Genomic DNA, 14,364 nt, shown 5'->3' on the forward strand with positions numbered 1-14,364 from the left:
GGAGTTCGTCCGCATGGCCACCCCGCCCAAAGATCCGACCGACACGCCCACCGCGACGCCGAAACCCCCGGCCCCGCGTAAGCCGGCCACGCCGCGCAAGGCTGCCGCCCCGCGCAAGACGGCACGCAAGACGGCCGCGGCAGCCACTCCCGCCGCTAAGCCCGCGCGCAAGCCTGCAGCGCCCCGCACGGCAGCAACGCCGCCTGCCGCTGCCAAGCCGGCCAAGAAGCCCGCCGCGCGTCGCACGCCGGCCAAGGCCAAGGCGGCTTCCACAGGCACCAGCAAATGGGGCGTCGCCGCCGTGATCGGCGGGGTCGGCGCAGCACTGACCGCCGGCCTGCTGGCGTTGCGCGGCAGCACGCCGCTAACCACGACGCCGGAAAATCCGGCCGAACCCAATGCCGGCCACAAGGCGCATCAGGCCGACGGCACCGATTCCTCCGCCTCGTTCGAAGCCGGCATCGCCGACGAAGGCACGATCCCGGAATAAGCTGCGCGCCATCCCCGCATTAGCGGGGATGGCGGTTAGCCACGATTACCAGCCGCTTGGCTTGCCCTTATTCTGCTTGTCGAGCCACGTCTTGAGTGGCGCAAAATACGCCACCATCGCCTTGCCCGACATGTCGCGGCTGCCGGTGAACTTCTCCAGCGCGTCGGGCCATGGCTTCGACTGGCCCATCTCGAGCATCGCGTTCAGCTTCGCGCCGACTTCCTTATTGCCGTAGAACGAGCAACGGTGCAGCGGCCCCTTCCACCCGGCCTGCTTGCATGCCGCCTGGTAGAATTGGAACTGCAGCAGCCGCGCGAGGAAATAGCGCGTATAGGGCACGCTGGCCGGCACGTGATATTTGGCCCCCGGATCGAACTTGCTCTCGTCACGCGCCACCGGCGGCACGATGCCCTGATATTTCAGGCGTAGATCGTCCCAGCCCTTTTCATAACCAGTCGCCGGAATGTCGCCGGCGAACACGCCCCAGCGCCATTTGTCGATCAGCAGCCCGAACGGCAGGAACGCCACCTTGTCCATCGCCTGGCGTAGCAACAGCCCGATATCCTTGTCCGCGCTCGGCACCTTGGCCTGATCGAGCAGCCCGATCTGCACCAGATAGTTTGGCGTGATCGACAAGGCGACGAAATCGCCGATCGCTTCATGGAAGCCATCGTTCGCCCCGTTCAGATAGGCCGGCGGCTGATTCTGATAGGCGCGCTGATAATAATTGTGCCCGAGCTCGTGGTGGATGGTAACGAAATCGTCGCCATTTACCTTGGTGCACATCTTGATGCGCACGTCGTTCTTATTGTCGAGATCCCAGGCCGAGGCATGGCAGATCACCTCGCGATCGGCCGGCTTGGTGATCTGCGAACGCGCCCAGAACGTGTCGGGCAACGCCGCAAAGCCGAGCGAGGAATAGAAGGCTTCGCCGGTCTTGACCATTTTCAGCGCGTCGTAATTCTTGGCTTTCAGCAGCTCGGTCGTATCGAAGCCGAGATCGCCCGCCCCCTTGGGCGCGACCACGTCATAGATATTGCCCCATTCCTGCGCCCACATATTGCCCAGCAGATCGCTGCGGATCGGCCCGGTCTTGGACTGGACGGCATCGCCGTATTTTTCGTTGAGCTTCCACCGCACGTACGTGTGCAGCGACTTGTACAGCGGTTCGACCTCCAGCCATAATTTGTCGGTGAGCTGCGCGAACGCCTCGGGGCTCATGTCGTAGCCGGCGCGCCACATCGAGCCGACATCCTTATAACCAAGCTCGGTCGCGCCCTGATTGGCGATCTCTACCGTGCGGGCATAATCGGTGCGCATCGGCGCGCCGACATTGTCGTGCCAGCTGACCCACATCTCCTTGAGCTTGGCCGGATCGCGTTCGGTGCCCATCGCCGCTTCGATGTCGCTGCCATTGATCGGCTTGCCGTCGAGCGTGCCCTTGCCCTTGCCGTAGGAGGACGACATCTTGGTAACCAAGGTAGACAGCTCGGTTGCCGCCCCCGGCGTGGTCGGCGCGGGCAAGGTGATGCCGCCGCGCAGCAGATCGAGCTTGCGTCGCGTGTCGAACGACAGGCCCGGGACCTTGTCGAACTTGGCGGCTTCCAGCGCGAACTTCACGGAAAGCTCGGTGCCCTCGGCATTGATCCGCGCGGCCATCGCGTCGGTATCGTCGGTGATATAGGTCGCGTTGACCCAATTCACCTGGCTCGACTGAATCGAGAAATCGAACAGCGTCTTTTCGGCCGCGGCGATGAACGCATCGGCATCGGCAGCCGTCATGGCTGCCGTGGTGGTGACCGGCGCCGTCTGCGCCAGGCCAGGGGATGCAACCATCGCGAACGACAGCGCCAGGCACGAAATACCGGTACGGATCATGAAAACCTCGACGGGAAAAGGTGGTGATGCTGCAACCTGTCCCCCGCTCGGCGTCGGGTCAAGCGGCGGCGAGGAAGTCCGCAATGACGTGGCCCAGTTCCGGCTTGGTCACCGCGCTCATATGCCCGCCCGGCGTCTCGACCAGCACCGCGTCCTGCAATAATGCCGCCACCTCGGCATGCGAGCCATTATCGTCATCGTCCACGCCCGACACCACCAAGGTGCGCTGTTCGATCGCGCGCAGTGCCGCGATCGGCGTATCGACGAAGGTATCGAGAATATGCAGAAGCGCCACCGGATCCCCCCCGGTGGTCTTGAGGAACGCCTCGGCCAGCCATTCCGGCGACCCTTGCGCGAAGCTGCCGAGATTGCTCAGGATCTTGCGGAAATGCCCGCCCCGCCCCGCTGTGTCGGTCAGCCCGCTCAGCCCCATGCCGGCAATCACCACGCGGCGCGGCGTCGCCCCATTGGCCATCATCCGCGCCGTCGTCCGCGCACCGAGCGAATAACCGCCAAGATCGTAATCGCTGAGCCCGAGATGCGCGACCAGTGCGAATCCATCGCGCATCAGCACGTCCGGCGGATAGCTCGCGGCATCATGCGGCTTGGCGCTGTCGCCATGCGCGCGCAGGTCCGGCATGATCACCCGGAAGCCCTTCGCCGCCACTGCCGCGGCATGGCCGTAGCGCAGCCAATTGGTCGAAGCGTTGGAGAAGAAGCCGTGGATCAGGACGACAGGGCGGCCCTCGCCCACTTCGCGGAACGCCAGTCGCGTGCCATCGAAACTGTCGAAAAACTGCGGTTCAATCGGGGATTTTGCCAACGGCCTTGATCCAACGGTCACGAGTGGAGGGATTATCGTCCGCCCGCGTAGCAGGTAGGTGGCGCGTGTCGAGCCACTCCTCGTGCCAGGTCTCGGGCGAGAAGTGGCTGGTCGGCTTGAAACGATAGGGCTCGTCGAAGCTGCCGACGGTCAGATCCATCGTCTCGCCGGGTTCGAGAAATTCGAACGTCAGCGGCGTGCCACACGCCGCGCAAAACCCGCGCTGCGCGATCGGCGAGGATTGGTACCGATCGGGCTCGCGAGTCGTCCAGCAAAGGTCCGCGATCTTCACGTTCTTGAACGCGATCGACACCCCGCCGGTGGCCCGCTGGCACATCCGGCAATGACACAGATAGGCGTCGTCGCTATCGATCGCCACGCTGTAACTCACCTGCCCACATTGGCAGCCACCGGTCATCTCGGTCATGACATCCTCACCATTTCAACAGATGAACTCGATCCTTCCAAACGGATGCCTGGCATGCGCGATGAAACTCCCGATCTGCGGTGATCACGTCGGCATCCTCGCGAATTGCCAACGCCAGATAAAGGCAGTCGTATATCGGGTGACGCAGGCGGAAGGCCAACTTCAGCGACTCCGCCAACAGCGGTTCAGCGGGATAAAGGCGCTCGAAGAGTTTTGGTAAGCAGTCCAAATTGTCTTCCGCATGGACTGCAAGCAGACGGGAAAATTTCACTTTCTTCCACAATGCACTGGCGACTTCGACGAGCGTCCAATCGAGCGCAATCAGAACTTCAGGCCCGTCCACGATCTCGTACGCAGCGTCGGAGCCGTCCTCTTGCGCGACGAACTTCACGGCCACGCTGGCGTCAACGACCAGCAAGGTGCTCCGCCCAACCATCGTCAATCCAGCGACCGTGATCGGTATCGCGGTCCCACCGTATATCGAGTGTGCTGTCACCAGTGTTGGGACCATCGGGTGGCGTCATGGCCCGAAGCCGTCGCGATAGCGCCCCGCGCGCTTCGCGAACTTTCACGGGAGCGGGGCGCCCCCGTTCGATCGCCTCCCGCAACTCATCTTCCAGAGATCGTCCCCGCTGTTCAGCGGCCGCGCGATAAATCTCTATCGTTCGGTCATCCAACTTGATGGTGAGCTCTTGTCCCATCTTCAAATTATAACACGAAGCGCCCCCCGCCTCAATTAGCCGCGCGTCATGATCGCCGCCATCTCGGCCATCGGCGCACTCTCCTCGAACGTCGGCACACCCGCCGGCAGCACGATCCACGGCTGCTTGCGCTTCACCCAGATATGCAGCCGCGGCACGATCGTATCGCTGTCGTCCAGCGTGCCGGCGCGGAGCAAAGCAATGCCCGGCCGCGCCGTATGGCCATTGAAGATCCGCGTATGGCACACCGCGCAAATGCGCTGCCGCGATTGCCCGCCGCTACGCGTGTCGTACACATAATCTACGATTGGGCCGTCGAGCGTGAGCGCATCCTCCCGCACGAACCCCTGCGCGCTGAACGCACTGCCCGACCAGCGCTGACAATCATGGCAATGGCAGCAATAGACCGGGGGCAGCTCGTCCATCGCCAGCGTGTAGCGCACCGCGCCGCAGCGACATCCCCCCGCGATCGTCAACGCCGCCTCCCTATCACTAGCCGGCACCGGCGGCTTAACCGCCCTTGCGCAAATGCCGGCGCCCGAGCAGCTCCGCAATCTGCACCGCGTTCAGCGCCGCGCCCTTGCGGAGGTTGTCGCTGACGCACCACAGATTGATGCCGTTCTCGATCGTCGAATCCTCGCGCACGCGGCTGACGAACGTGGCGAATTCACCGACGCATTCCACCGGCGTGATATACCCGCCGTCCTCGCGCTTGTCGTACAGCATCACGCCGGGCGCCTCGCGCAATATGTCCTGCGCTTCCTTGGCCGAAATCTCGTCCTCGAACTCGATGTTGATCGCTTCCGAATGCCCGACGAACACCGGCACGCGCACGCACGTGGCGGTCACCTTGATCTTCGGATCGAGGATCTTCTTGGTCTCGACCACCATCTTCCATTCTTCCTTGGTCGATCCGTCGTCGAGGAAGCTGTCGATGTGGGGGATCACGTTGAAGGCGATCTGCTTGGTGAACTTCTTGGCCTCGGCGGGATCGCCGACGAAGATGTTGCGGCTCTGCTCGAACAGCTCGTCCATGCCTTCCTTGCCCGCGCCCGACACCGACTGGTAGGTCGCGACCACCACGCGGGTGATCTTGGCCTTGTCGTGCAGCGGCTTCAACACCACGACCATCTGCGCCGTCGAGCAGTTCGGGTTGGCGATGATGTTGCGCGCCTTGTAGCCGTCGATCGCCTCGGGATTCACTTCCGGCACGATCAGCGGCACGTCCGGATCCATGCGGTACAAAGAGGAATTGTCGATCACCGTGCAGCCGGCGGCAGCGGCGATCGGCGCGTATTTCGCGGTCGCCTCCGAGCCGATCGCGAACAGCGCCATGTCCCAGCCGGTCCAATCGAAATTGTCGATATTCTGGACCTTGTACTGCTTTCCGGTGTCGCCGTAATCGACCATCAGTCCTTGGCTGCGCGACGAGGCCACGACGGCGATCTCGTCCGCCGGAAATTCGCGCTCCGCCAGGATGTTGAGCATCTCGCGCCCGACACTGCCCGTCGCGCCCGCGACCACGATCCGATAGCCCATATGCATTTCCCGCGTTAGAATTCGTCGAGCGCGCGATACCAGAAACGCGCGGGCTGGGAAGGTAGGAAAGCTTGGGCATTGGACAGGCGACACTTTCGCCTCCCCCTTCGCAGCGCTAGGCCCAGCGCCTATATGCCGGCCATGACCATCATCTCCATCGCGCTGCAACGCCTCGCTCATGGCGCGGGCCTGCCCCTGCCCGCTTACGCCACCGATGGCGCCGCCGGCATGGACGTTGTGTCCGCCGAGGAATTGGTGCTCGCCCCCGGCGCGCGCGCCGCCGTCGCTACCGGCTTCGCCATCGCCATTCCCGCGGGTTACGAGGTGCAGGTCCGCCCGCGCTCGGGCCTGGCGCTGAAACACGGCATCACCTGTCTCAACACGCCGGGCACGATCGACAGCGATTATCGCGGCGAAGTGAAGGTCATCCTAGCCAATCTCGGCGCTGAACCGTTCGCCATCGCGCGCGGCGATCGCATTGGCCAACTCGTTCCGGCCCCGGTCCAACGCGCCACGCTGGACGAGGTCGCCACGTTGGACGAAACAGACCGCGGCAGCGGGGGGTTCGGGTCCACGGGGCGCTGATGATGTATGCACTGATTCTGATCGCGGCGGCGCAGATCATCGCGCCTCCTGTTGTGCCGACCGACTGGTCGGTGCTGCCGCCCATCCCGTATCTGGCTCCGCCGCAGCAATCTCCTGCGTTCGCCAGCTACGTTGCCGGCGAGGTCGCGGCCGGACGCTGTCCGATCGCGCGCCCTGCCGATGGTCGTTACGTCGTCAAGGTCGAGGTTGCAGCGTTGGTCGGCGCCGATGGCGTGATCCGCCGCACTGTGCCGCGCGCGATCAATTGTCCCACGGTGGAGCAATATAGCGCGGGACTGGTGATCAGCTTCGCGCGCCGCAACCTGCCGCCGGCGACCACCGATCAATGGTATCGCGCGACGATCGTGTTCGACTGGAACGGCTGATTCTTACCGATACCGATCTCGATCGCTACGCTCGCCATATCGTGCTCAAGGAAGTCGGCGGCGCTGGCCAAATGGCGCTGCGCCGCGCCACGGTTGCGGTAATCGGCGCGGGCGGCATTGGCAGCCCGGCGCTGCAATATCTTGCCGCCGCCGGCATCGGGCGGCTGATCGTGATCGATGACGACACGGTCGATCTCTCCAACCTGCAGCGCCAGACGATTTTCGGCACCGCCGATATCGGCCAGCCCAAGGTCGCTGCCGCGACGATTGCGATCGCCGCGCTCAACCCGAACGTCGATGTCGCGATGCACAAGGTGCGGATCGACCAGGGCAATGCCGCGACGCTGCTGGCCGGCGCTGACGTGATACTCGACGGCTGCGACAATTTCGCCACCCGCCTCGCGGTAGCCGGGGCGGCACTGGCGGCCCGCATTCCGCTCGTCTCCGCCGCGGTCGGCCAGTTCGAGGGCCAGCTTGCCACCTTCCGCGGCTGGGAAGCGGACAAGCCGTGCTATCGCTGCTTCGTCGGCAACGACCCCGACCGCGCCGAGGCGAGCTGTGCCGAACAAGGCGTGCTTGGCGCGATGACCGGTGTGATGGGCAGCCTCGCCGCTTTGGAAGTGATGCGCCAGATCGTTGGCTTCGGCGATGACAGCGCGGGCAAGCTGCTACTTGTCGATGCGCTGGCCTTCCGTTTCCGCACGATCACGCTGCCCAAGGATCCTGGATGTCGTTGGTGCGGCCCATCTCGATACCCGTCAAGCTGACGAAAGTCAGGATCCATCGCGCGTCTCGTCAGGATAACGGTAAATGGGGTATGATTAGCGCTCCCTTAAGTGATCCCCGCTATGCCACGCCCATGACCGCCGCACGCCTCCATAAAGTCCTCGTCATCTTCGGCACCCGTCCCGAAGCGATCAAGCTGTTCCCCGTCGTTGCCGCGCTCAAGGTCACGCCGGGCCTGGACGTGCGCACTTGCGTCACCGCGCAGCATCGCGGGCTGCTCGATCAGGTGCTCAGCATCGCCGGCCTCACGCCGGACATCGATCTCGACATCATGGAACCGGGCCAGAGCCTCGACCGCCTCACCGCGCGCCTGCTCACCGCCCTCGGCGAAGTGATGGATGCGGAAAAGCCTGACCGCGTCATCGTCCAGGGCGACACGGCGACCGCGATGGTCGGCGCGCTCACCGCTTATTACCGTAAGATCCCGGTCTCCCATGTCGAGGCGGGCCTGCGCTCGGGCAATATCTATCAGCCCTGGCCCGAGGAAGTGAACCGCCGCATCGTCGCGCCGATCGCCGACCAACATTTCGCGCCGACCGACACTGCCGCCGCCGCACTGATCCGCGAAAACATCGATCCCACGACGATCCACGTCACCGGCAACACCGTGATCGACGCGCTCTACGCCACCCAAGCCAAGCTCGCCGCCGACCCCTCGCTGGCCGCCAACCTGGACGACATCGCCGCACGCTTCGCCGGCAAGCGCATCATCCTCGTCACCACGCACCGGCGCGAGAATTTCGGCGACGGCATGGCCAATATCGCGTGTGCCATCCAGCATATCGCCGATCGCCCCGGCACCGCGATCCTGTTCCCCTGCCACCCCAATCCCAACGTGGTGAGCGTGATGGACGAGTTGCTCGGCGACCGCCCCAATGTCGCCCGTATCGAACCGCTCGATTACCCGCATTTCGTCCGCGCGCTCGGGATGTGTGAGATCGCGCTGACCGATTCCGGCGGGGTGCAGGAGGAGGCGCCCGCGCTCGGCAAGCCGGTGTTGGTCTTGCGCGAGACGACCGAGCGGCCCGAGGGCGTCGAGGCCGGCACGGCCAAGCTGATCGGCACCGATGCCGACCGCATCGTTTCCGAAATATCAACCCTCCTTGATGATAAAGCCGCTTATTCGGCCATGGCCCGCGCCCACAATCCGTTCGGCGACGGCCATGCTTCGACCAGGATCGCAAAGGTAATCGCCGATGGTTTCGTCGCTTCGTACTGACTCTTCGCTCGCCGTCGTCGTCGTCGGCCTGGGCTATATCGGCCTGCCCACCGCGGCAATCATCGCGCGCACCGGGGCGCAGGTGCTCGGCGTCGATGTCACGCAATCGATCGTCGACACGGTCAATTCGGGCAAGGTCCATATCGAGGAAGTCGATCTCGACGGCTTGGTCTCGGGCGTCGTCGCGCGGGGTTCGCTGCGCGCATCGATGCAGATCGAACCCGCCGACGTGTTCGTCATCGCCGTCCCCACCCCGTTCGCCGACGATCACGCGCCGAACATCGGTTACGTCCTGCAGGCTGCGACAACCATCGCCACCGTGCTCAAGGCCGGCGACGCAGTGATCCTCGAATCCACCTCGCCCGTCGGCACGACCGAAAAAGTCCGCGACCTGCTCGCCGAACTGCGCCCCGATCTCAAGATTCCCGGCAAGACCAGCGAAATCCCCGACATCGCCATCGCCTATTGCCCGGAACGCGTGCTGCCCGGCCGCATCTTGGTGGAACTGATAGATAACGACCGCGTGATCGGCGGCATCACGCCGCGTTGCGCGCGCAAAGCGCTGGGCTTCTACAAGCGCTTCGTCCGTGGCGCCTGCGTTACCACCACGAGCCGTGCCGCGGAGATGACCAAGCTCACCGAAAACGCCTTCCGCGACGTCAACATCGCCTTTGCCAACGAACTGAGCCGAGTTGCCGACACGATGGAGGTCGATGTGTGGGAAGTGATCCGCCTCGCTAACCGCCACCCGCGCGTCAATATCCTGTCGCCCGGTCCTGGCGTCGGCGGGCATTGCATCGCGGTCGATCCGTGGTTCCTGGTCCATGCCGATCGCGCCAACACGCCGCTGATCCGCACCGCGCGCGAAGTGAACGACGCTAAGGTCGACTACACGATCGAGCGTGCCGCGCAGCTGATCGAGGCGCACCCCAATGTGCCGGTCGCGTGCCTCGGTCTCGCCTTCAAGGCCAATATCGACGATTTCCGCGAAAGCCCGGCGCTCAAGGTCGCGAGCGACCTCGCGCATCGCTTTGGCTCACGCATCCGCATCGTCGAGCCCTATGCCGCGGCACTGCCAGCGCTATTCGACGGCTCTGGAGCGACGCTGACCGATCTCGATGCGGCGATCGAAACCTGCGGCATCATGATCGTGCTGGTCGATCACGATCTGTTCAAGTCGGTGCCGGTCGATGAACGAGCCGACAAGTACGTCTACGATACGCGCGGCATCTGGCCCGATCAGCCGCGCGCGCGCATCGCAACGGAGACGTTGCGCCTCGCCAGCTAGATGGCTGAACATCGATCGAAATAGCAAGTACAGCGTAAATATCATAGCCCACTAATACGTACGTATGGCCGCCACGGCCATACTCCCGCTACACGATTGAAGTCGCTGATATAGCTCTACTTACGACATTAAGAAGTCAGCACTAGACGGACAGCATAATAATAACATAGATCGTTCTTCGGAACGGTACTTTGGTAGCGCGTGGAGGGCGATACGATCTGATGACGAAAGTCGCGCTGATCACCGGCATCACTGGTCAGGATGGCGCCTATCTATGCGAACTGCTGCTCCGAAAGGGATATGAGGTTCACGGCATAAAGCGCCGTTCTTCTTCATTTAATACTGGCCGCATCGATCACCTCTACCGTGATCCGCAGGAGGTCGGCCGCCGACTTCACCTTCACTATGGCGACATGACTGATTCGATGAATCTCGCGTGAATCGTGCAGGAGGTATGCCCCGACGAAATCTACAATCTCGCCGCGATGAGCCATGTGCAGGTCAGTTTCGAGACGCCGGAATATACCGCCAATGCCGATGGCATCGGCACGCTACGCCTGCTGGAGGCATTGCGCATGCTCAAGATGGCCACAACGACCCGTTTCTACCAAGCATCGACCTCGGAACTATACGGGTTGGTGCAGCAAGTCCCGCAATCGGAAACCACGCCTTTTTATCCGCGCTCGCCTTACGCGGCAGCCAGATGTACGCCTATTGGATTACGGTGAACTATCGGGAGGCTTACGGCCTGCACGCGTCGAACGGCATCCAGTTCAACCATGAAAGCCCGATGCGCGGCGAGACCTTCGTCACCCGCAAGATTACGCGCGCGGTGGCCGCCATCCGCCTGGACCGCGACATTCTGCGTCACTTGCGATTGCGGGGTCGAACGCAGCGCATTGCGATACCTCTGCTCGGCCAGGATCCGGTCGCTCTGCGCCGTCGTCAGCGCTTCGTTGAGCGCGACCAATGAGGCGCTATCGAGCGAACTGTTGGTGGCGTCGCCGCCGTCTTCGATGGTCGTCTTGTTGACGACGATGATGTCCGCCTGCTGCGCATATTGCACCAACTGTCGTTCCGACGCCTCCAATTGCGTTTTTGGTCTTGGCGATGCGGTTTCCAGGATGTTGCGGGCATAGGCCATCGCACCATATTGCCGCTTCAGATTGGACGCGACTAAACCGTCGGCGAGTGCATTCGGCACGTCGGCCGCCAGCTTTGGCGATGGGCTCGAGAAATTGATGTTGATCAGGCGGCTAGCCGGGACCGGCACCACCTGCGTGTTGGCCATGATGCCCGACGGAATGACGGCCGGGCGGTCGCCAGATCGCGCGTCGAGCCCACGATCCGCCACGACACCTTCGGCGAGCGATCAGCTCTTGAGCAGCCTGATCTGCGTCGCCAGATATTGCGGATCGCGCACCGCCGTCTGGCGGCTGCTGCGATCGTTGTTGGTGATTATGCCATCCTGCTGCAGCGCGATCTCGACCTGCGTGGTCGCTTTGTACAAACGGCGTCGCCAGCAGCGAAAAAGCCAAGCCTGCGAGCAGCGCGACGCCAGTGACGCCGAGGATCAGCCAGCGCCATTAGGTCAATACGCGCCATATCTCATGCAGATCGATCTCGACCGTGGCGCCGTCCGCGGGCAGCCCCCGTGGGACGCCAGGCCGGCGGGCCGAAGTTAGATCGATCCAGCCTGACCCAGTATACGGGGCGCGCCACCGGCAGGGACAGGATAAAATCGATCCATCACATCCCCGAATAGTTCTAGCCGATGGCAAGCACCGCTTCACGCATCATCAAAACGGCCGGAAGATGCTGAGCAATGGCAGGGCGCTCAGCGTGTCCTTGAAGTTCTTCCGCAGTTGGTTGCCGTCGACCACGATCACATCGTTGCCATAGATCGCCGGATCGGGCGCCAGCCCACGGCGGATGTCCGTCAAATCAAACGACGCCGCCTGGCGCTGACCGCCGATCATACGGAACACGATGATCCGACGTGGATTGGCATCGGTATCGGGCCCCTTGGCCAAGGCGATTGCCTGGAGCAACGTCGTCGAAGGTGTGATGGGATAGATTCCCGCCTGCTTGACCGATCCGTCGATCGTGACGCGCTGATTGCTGGCCGTCTTGACCGCCACGCGCACTTCGGGGTTCTGCAGATATTTGGTGCCAAGGCGCTGGGTAAGTTCCGTTTGCAACTGATCCGTCGTCTTGCCGATCGCCTGCACCTGGCCGATCAGCGGCATGGTGAAATTGCCGGTCATGTCGACCGCCACGTCACCCGACATATCGGGCACGCGGAAAACCACGACCGACAGCTCGTCGCCCGGCCCAACATGATATGTCTCGTTCGTCTGCAACGCCACGGGCGCATCCGGCGAGCCGAAATTCTTCACGTCATAGGGAATCTTGCCCCCGCGGCGGTCAGCGCAGGCCGACAGCGACAATGCCGCGACCGCTAAAACTGCCCCGATATGGCGCGTGGCGCGAAAGCCTCCGCAAAGAAACGCACGGTTGGTTGTGACGTCAGCGCTCAAAGCCTGCTCCAATACATAAAGCGAAGATACTCGTCCGCCTGATGACGACGGTTTAGCACTCGTCCTGCCGGAATCAAGCCAACAGCACCGATGCTGGTCACCACGAAACGTCCTATTTAGACCCTGACCCGGTAATAACGGTCCGCACGGTGCGAAATAGGATCAGCGCATCGAGCCACGCCGACAGATATTTGATATAGTAAAAGTCATAGCACAACTTGTGATGGACATCGCTGATTTCGGCGACATGACCCTGATTGACCTGGGCCCAACCGGTAATGCCGGGCTTCACCACATGCCGGTAACTGTAGAACGGAAGCTCTTGCTGATACCATGACGATAGCGACATCGCCTCCGGACGGGGACCGATCCAGCTCATTTCGCCGCGCAGGACGTTGAGGATTTGCGGAATCTCGTCGATACGCGTCCGCCGTAAGAAGCGGCCGACGCGGGTGATGCGTTGATCATCGGTCAGTGTCATCGCCCGCTTGCGCGCTTCTTCGCCGGCCACGAACTGGTCAGCGGGCTTCATCGTGCGGAACTTCAGCACCGAAAAGGGTCGACCTCGGAACCCCATTCGTTGCTGTTGGAAGAGTACCGGCCCAGGCGAATCGAGCCGGATCACGATCGCCACCAACATCAGCACGGGTAGCAACAGCGGCAGCAGGATGATTGCCGAAGCAATGTCAGCGAACTGCTTGAGCTTGCCATAGCCTTCGTTCGGCGTCAGCGAACCTAGCCCATTTTCGCTGATATGTTCGATTTGCAGCTGGCCAGTGATCGATTCAAGCAGCTGCTTGATATGATAGACTGGCACGCCTGCCAGCGCCGCCTCCGCCAGCATCCGCTCCCAGGAATCATCGAGGTCGGCACGAAGATCGACCACGATCCCCGAATCGGCCGATGCCGGTAGGGTCGGCTCGGTCATCATCAGCCATTGCGCATTGCCCACGCCGTCAAGCCGAGACACGTCGCCGGCCGGCACGACATGGAAGAGATACGTGCGCTTCCGCAAACCGATGTAGCACAGCACGAACATGGTGATCACCGACATCACGAAGCTGCCGAGCAAGGTCGAGACCACATAGTTGAGGCGCAGCGCCAGCATCACCGCGACGACCAAGCCGTAGGACGTAAAGAATGACGGCAGGACATATTCGTAGACACGTACGCCGGGGAACCGGCGAAAGCGGCGAAACAGCAACACGCCCACCGTCAAGGCGACCGCGGAGGCGACGATCGAGTTCTGGCTGCTCGCGCGATCCAGCATGGCGAGATCGAAGCGCACGCCGATGATCGCGGGCAGACACACGGCGAACAGGAAGCCAACCAGCAATTGCACGCGCAGCCGCTCGGCCGCAGCCCGCGCCCTGCCATGCTGGCCTTGCAATCGCGACTGCAACATTAACTGGCATCCCCCGAAGCCGAATGGCCAGCACGCGCCCCCGCGACGCTTGCCTGCCGATCTCGGCTATAGCCGATGAGGCTGATTCTCTTCAACACGCGCCGATACCTTTTGCCAGCCTCGCAGGCTTGTACGAAAACAGCACTGATGCAGTATCGTTGCCGGGTCGCTTACACTGCGTTGCGGCGTAACCCAAGTCTTCGCCACAACGGTATCGCGTATGAGTGGAGTGTCCTCCGGCACGGTGTGCCGCTCGCACGCCCCGGGGCACGTCGGACCAGACGGATCGGGGGCAGG

Annotated in this window: 15 protein-coding genes and 1 pseudogene; 7 read left to right on the forward strand and 9 right to left on the reverse strand. The window is 62.8% G+C overall.

Annotated elements, in window-relative coordinates:
* Positions 1-13: 13 nt before the first annotated feature.
* Positions 14-490, forward strand: a complete 477-nt coding sequence (locus U1739_RS04870) for a hypothetical protein (RefSeq protein ID WP_332704525.1) — start codon at positions 14-16, stop codon at positions 488-490.
* A 45-nt stretch (positions 491-535) separates the two neighbouring features.
* On the opposite strand, the gene U1739_RS04875 is transcribed toward U1739_RS04870, so the two are convergent.
* The 6 genes from U1739_RS04875 to U1739_RS04900 all read right to left on the reverse strand — a co-directional run bounded on the left by U1739_RS04875 (position 536) and on the right by U1739_RS04900 (position 5,858).
* The gene (locus tag U1739_RS04875; protein ID WP_332704527.1) at positions 536-2,368 is read right to left on the reverse strand and encodes a M2 family metallopeptidase; all 1,833 of its coding nucleotides are present in this window, start codon (positions 2,366-2,368) and stop codon (positions 536-538) included.
* A 58-nt stretch (positions 2,369-2,426) separates the two neighbouring features.
* Positions 2,427-3,191 (reverse strand): alpha/beta fold hydrolase, encoded by a 765-nt coding sequence (locus U1739_RS04880; RefSeq protein ID WP_332704529.1) that lies wholly within the window; start codon positions 3,189-3,191, stop codon positions 2,427-2,429.
* Positions 3,172-3,609: a GFA family protein gene (locus U1739_RS04885; protein ID WP_443025505.1), complete on the reverse strand. Its 438-nt coding sequence runs from the start codon at positions 3,607-3,609 to the stop codon at positions 3,172-3,174. The genes U1739_RS04880 and U1739_RS04885 overlap by 20 nt, the downstream gene beginning before the upstream one ends.
* Before the next feature lie 16 nt (positions 3,610-3,625).
* Positions 3,626-4,036 carry a type II toxin-antitoxin system VapC family toxin gene (locus U1739_RS04890; RefSeq protein ID WP_332704533.1) on the reverse strand — a complete coding sequence of 137 codons (411 nt, stop codon included), beginning with the start codon at positions 4,034-4,036 and terminating at the stop codon, positions 3,626-3,628.
* Positions 4,037-4,354: 318 nt separating this feature from the next.
* The gene (locus U1739_RS04895; RefSeq protein WP_332704535.1) at positions 4,355-4,795 is read right to left on the reverse strand and encodes a GFA family protein; all 441 of its coding nucleotides are present in this window, start codon (positions 4,793-4,795) and stop codon (positions 4,355-4,357) included.
* A 34-nt stretch (positions 4,796-4,829) separates the two neighbouring features.
* On the reverse strand, positions 4,830-5,858 hold the full coding sequence (locus tag U1739_RS04900) for an aspartate-semialdehyde dehydrogenase (RefSeq protein WP_332704537.1): 1,029 nt from the start codon (positions 5,856-5,858) through the stop codon (positions 4,830-4,832).
* 141 nt (positions 5,859-5,999) lie between these two features.
* Between U1739_RS04900 and dut the strand changes: the two genes are divergently transcribed.
* From dut to U1739_RS04930, 6 genes and pseudogenes are all read left to right on the forward strand, one after another.
* Entirely contained in the window at positions 6,000-6,443 is a 444-nt protein-coding gene (gene dut, locus U1739_RS04905; RefSeq protein ID WP_332704539.1) for a dUTP diphosphatase, read from the forward strand.
* Between the two features lie 2 nt (positions 6,444-6,445).
* Positions 6,446-6,829: a hypothetical protein gene (locus U1739_RS04910; RefSeq protein ID WP_332704541.1), complete on the forward strand. Its 384-nt coding sequence runs from the start codon at positions 6,446-6,448 to the stop codon at positions 6,827-6,829.
* The gene (locus U1739_RS04915; RefSeq protein ID WP_443025490.1) at positions 6,790-7,596 is read left to right on the forward strand and encodes a HesA/MoeB/ThiF family protein; all 807 of its coding nucleotides are present in this window, start codon (positions 6,790-6,792) and stop codon (positions 7,594-7,596) included. The genes U1739_RS04910 and U1739_RS04915 overlap by 40 nt, the downstream gene beginning before the upstream one ends.
* Before the next feature lie 92 nt (positions 7,597-7,688).
* A complete protein-coding gene (gene wecB, locus U1739_RS04920; RefSeq protein ID WP_332704543.1) occupies positions 7,689-8,834 on the forward strand; it encodes a non-hydrolyzing UDP-N-acetylglucosamine 2-epimerase in 1,146 nt (381 codons plus the stop codon).
* A complete protein-coding gene (wecC, locus tag U1739_RS04925) occupies positions 8,812-10,122 on the forward strand; it encodes a UDP-N-acetyl-D-mannosamine dehydrogenase (RefSeq protein ID WP_332704545.1) in 1,311 nt (436 codons plus the stop codon). The genes wecB and wecC overlap by 23 nt, the downstream gene beginning before the upstream one ends.
* Positions 10,123-10,343: 221 nt before the next feature.
* Positions 10,344-10,966: pseudogene (locus tag U1739_RS04930) on the forward strand (GDP-mannose 4,6-dehydratase); the annotation flags it as partial.
* A 528-nt stretch (positions 10,967-11,494) separates the two neighbouring features.
* On the opposite strand, the gene U1739_RS04935 reads toward U1739_RS04930, so the two are convergent.
* From U1739_RS04935 to U1739_RS04945, 3 genes are all read right to left on the reverse strand, one after another.
* Entirely contained in the window at positions 11,495-11,632 is a 138-nt protein-coding gene (locus U1739_RS04935; protein ID WP_332704547.1) for a hypothetical protein, read from the reverse strand.
* A 289-nt stretch (positions 11,633-11,921) separates the two neighbouring features.
* The gene (locus U1739_RS04940; RefSeq protein ID WP_332704549.1) at positions 11,922-12,662 is read right to left on the reverse strand and encodes a polysaccharide biosynthesis/export family protein; all 741 of its coding nucleotides are present in this window, start codon (positions 12,660-12,662) and stop codon (positions 11,922-11,924) included.
* Between the two features lie 112 nt (positions 12,663-12,774).
* A complete protein-coding gene (locus tag U1739_RS04945; protein ID WP_332704551.1) occupies positions 12,775-14,067 on the reverse strand; it encodes an exopolysaccharide biosynthesis polyprenyl glycosylphosphotransferase in 1,293 nt (430 codons plus the stop codon).
* Between the last annotated feature and the right edge of the window lie 297 nt (positions 14,068-14,364).

The sequence above is a fragment of the Parasphingomonas puruogangriensis genome, from assembly GCF_036663635.1.
GTDB lineage: Bacteria > Pseudomonadota > Alphaproteobacteria > Sphingomonadales > Sphingomonadaceae > Sphingomonas.

Excerpts from the sequence above, each read along its gene's own strand:
- U1739_RS04870 (WP_332704525.1), top strand. The coding sequence starts at position 14 with ATGGCCACCCCGCCCAAAGATCCGACCGACACGCCCACCGCGACGCCG.
- U1739_RS04875 (WP_332704527.1), bottom strand. The coding sequence starts at position 2,368 with ATGATCCGTACCGGTATTTCGTGCCTGGCGCTGTCGTTCGCGATGGTT.
- U1739_RS04885 (WP_443025505.1), bottom strand. The coding sequence starts at position 3,609 with ATGACCGGTGGCTGCCAATGTGGGCAGGTGAGTTACAGCGTGGCGATC.
- U1739_RS04900 (WP_332704537.1), bottom strand. The coding sequence starts at position 5,858 with ATGGGCTATCGGATCGTGGTCGCGGGCGCGACGGGCAGTGTCGGGCGC.
- dut (WP_332704539.1), top strand. The coding sequence starts at position 6,000 with ATGACCATCATCTCCATCGCGCTGCAACGCCTCGCTCATGGCGCGGGC.
- U1739_RS04910 (WP_332704541.1), top strand. The coding sequence starts at position 6,446 with ATGTATGCACTGATTCTGATCGCGGCGGCGCAGATCATCGCGCCTCCT.
- U1739_RS04915 (WP_443025490.1), top strand. The coding sequence starts at position 6,790 with ATGGTATCGCGCGACGATCGTGTTCGACTGGAACGGCTGATTCTTACC.
- wecB (WP_332704543.1), top strand. The coding sequence starts at position 7,689 with ATGACCGCCGCACGCCTCCATAAAGTCCTCGTCATCTTCGGCACCCGT.
- wecC (WP_332704545.1), top strand. The coding sequence starts at position 8,812 with ATGGTTTCGTCGCTTCGTACTGACTCTTCGCTCGCCGTCGTCGTCGTC.
- U1739_RS04945 (WP_332704551.1), bottom strand. The coding sequence starts at position 14,067 with ATGTTGCAGTCGCGATTGCAAGGCCAGCATGGCAGGGCGCGGGCTGCG.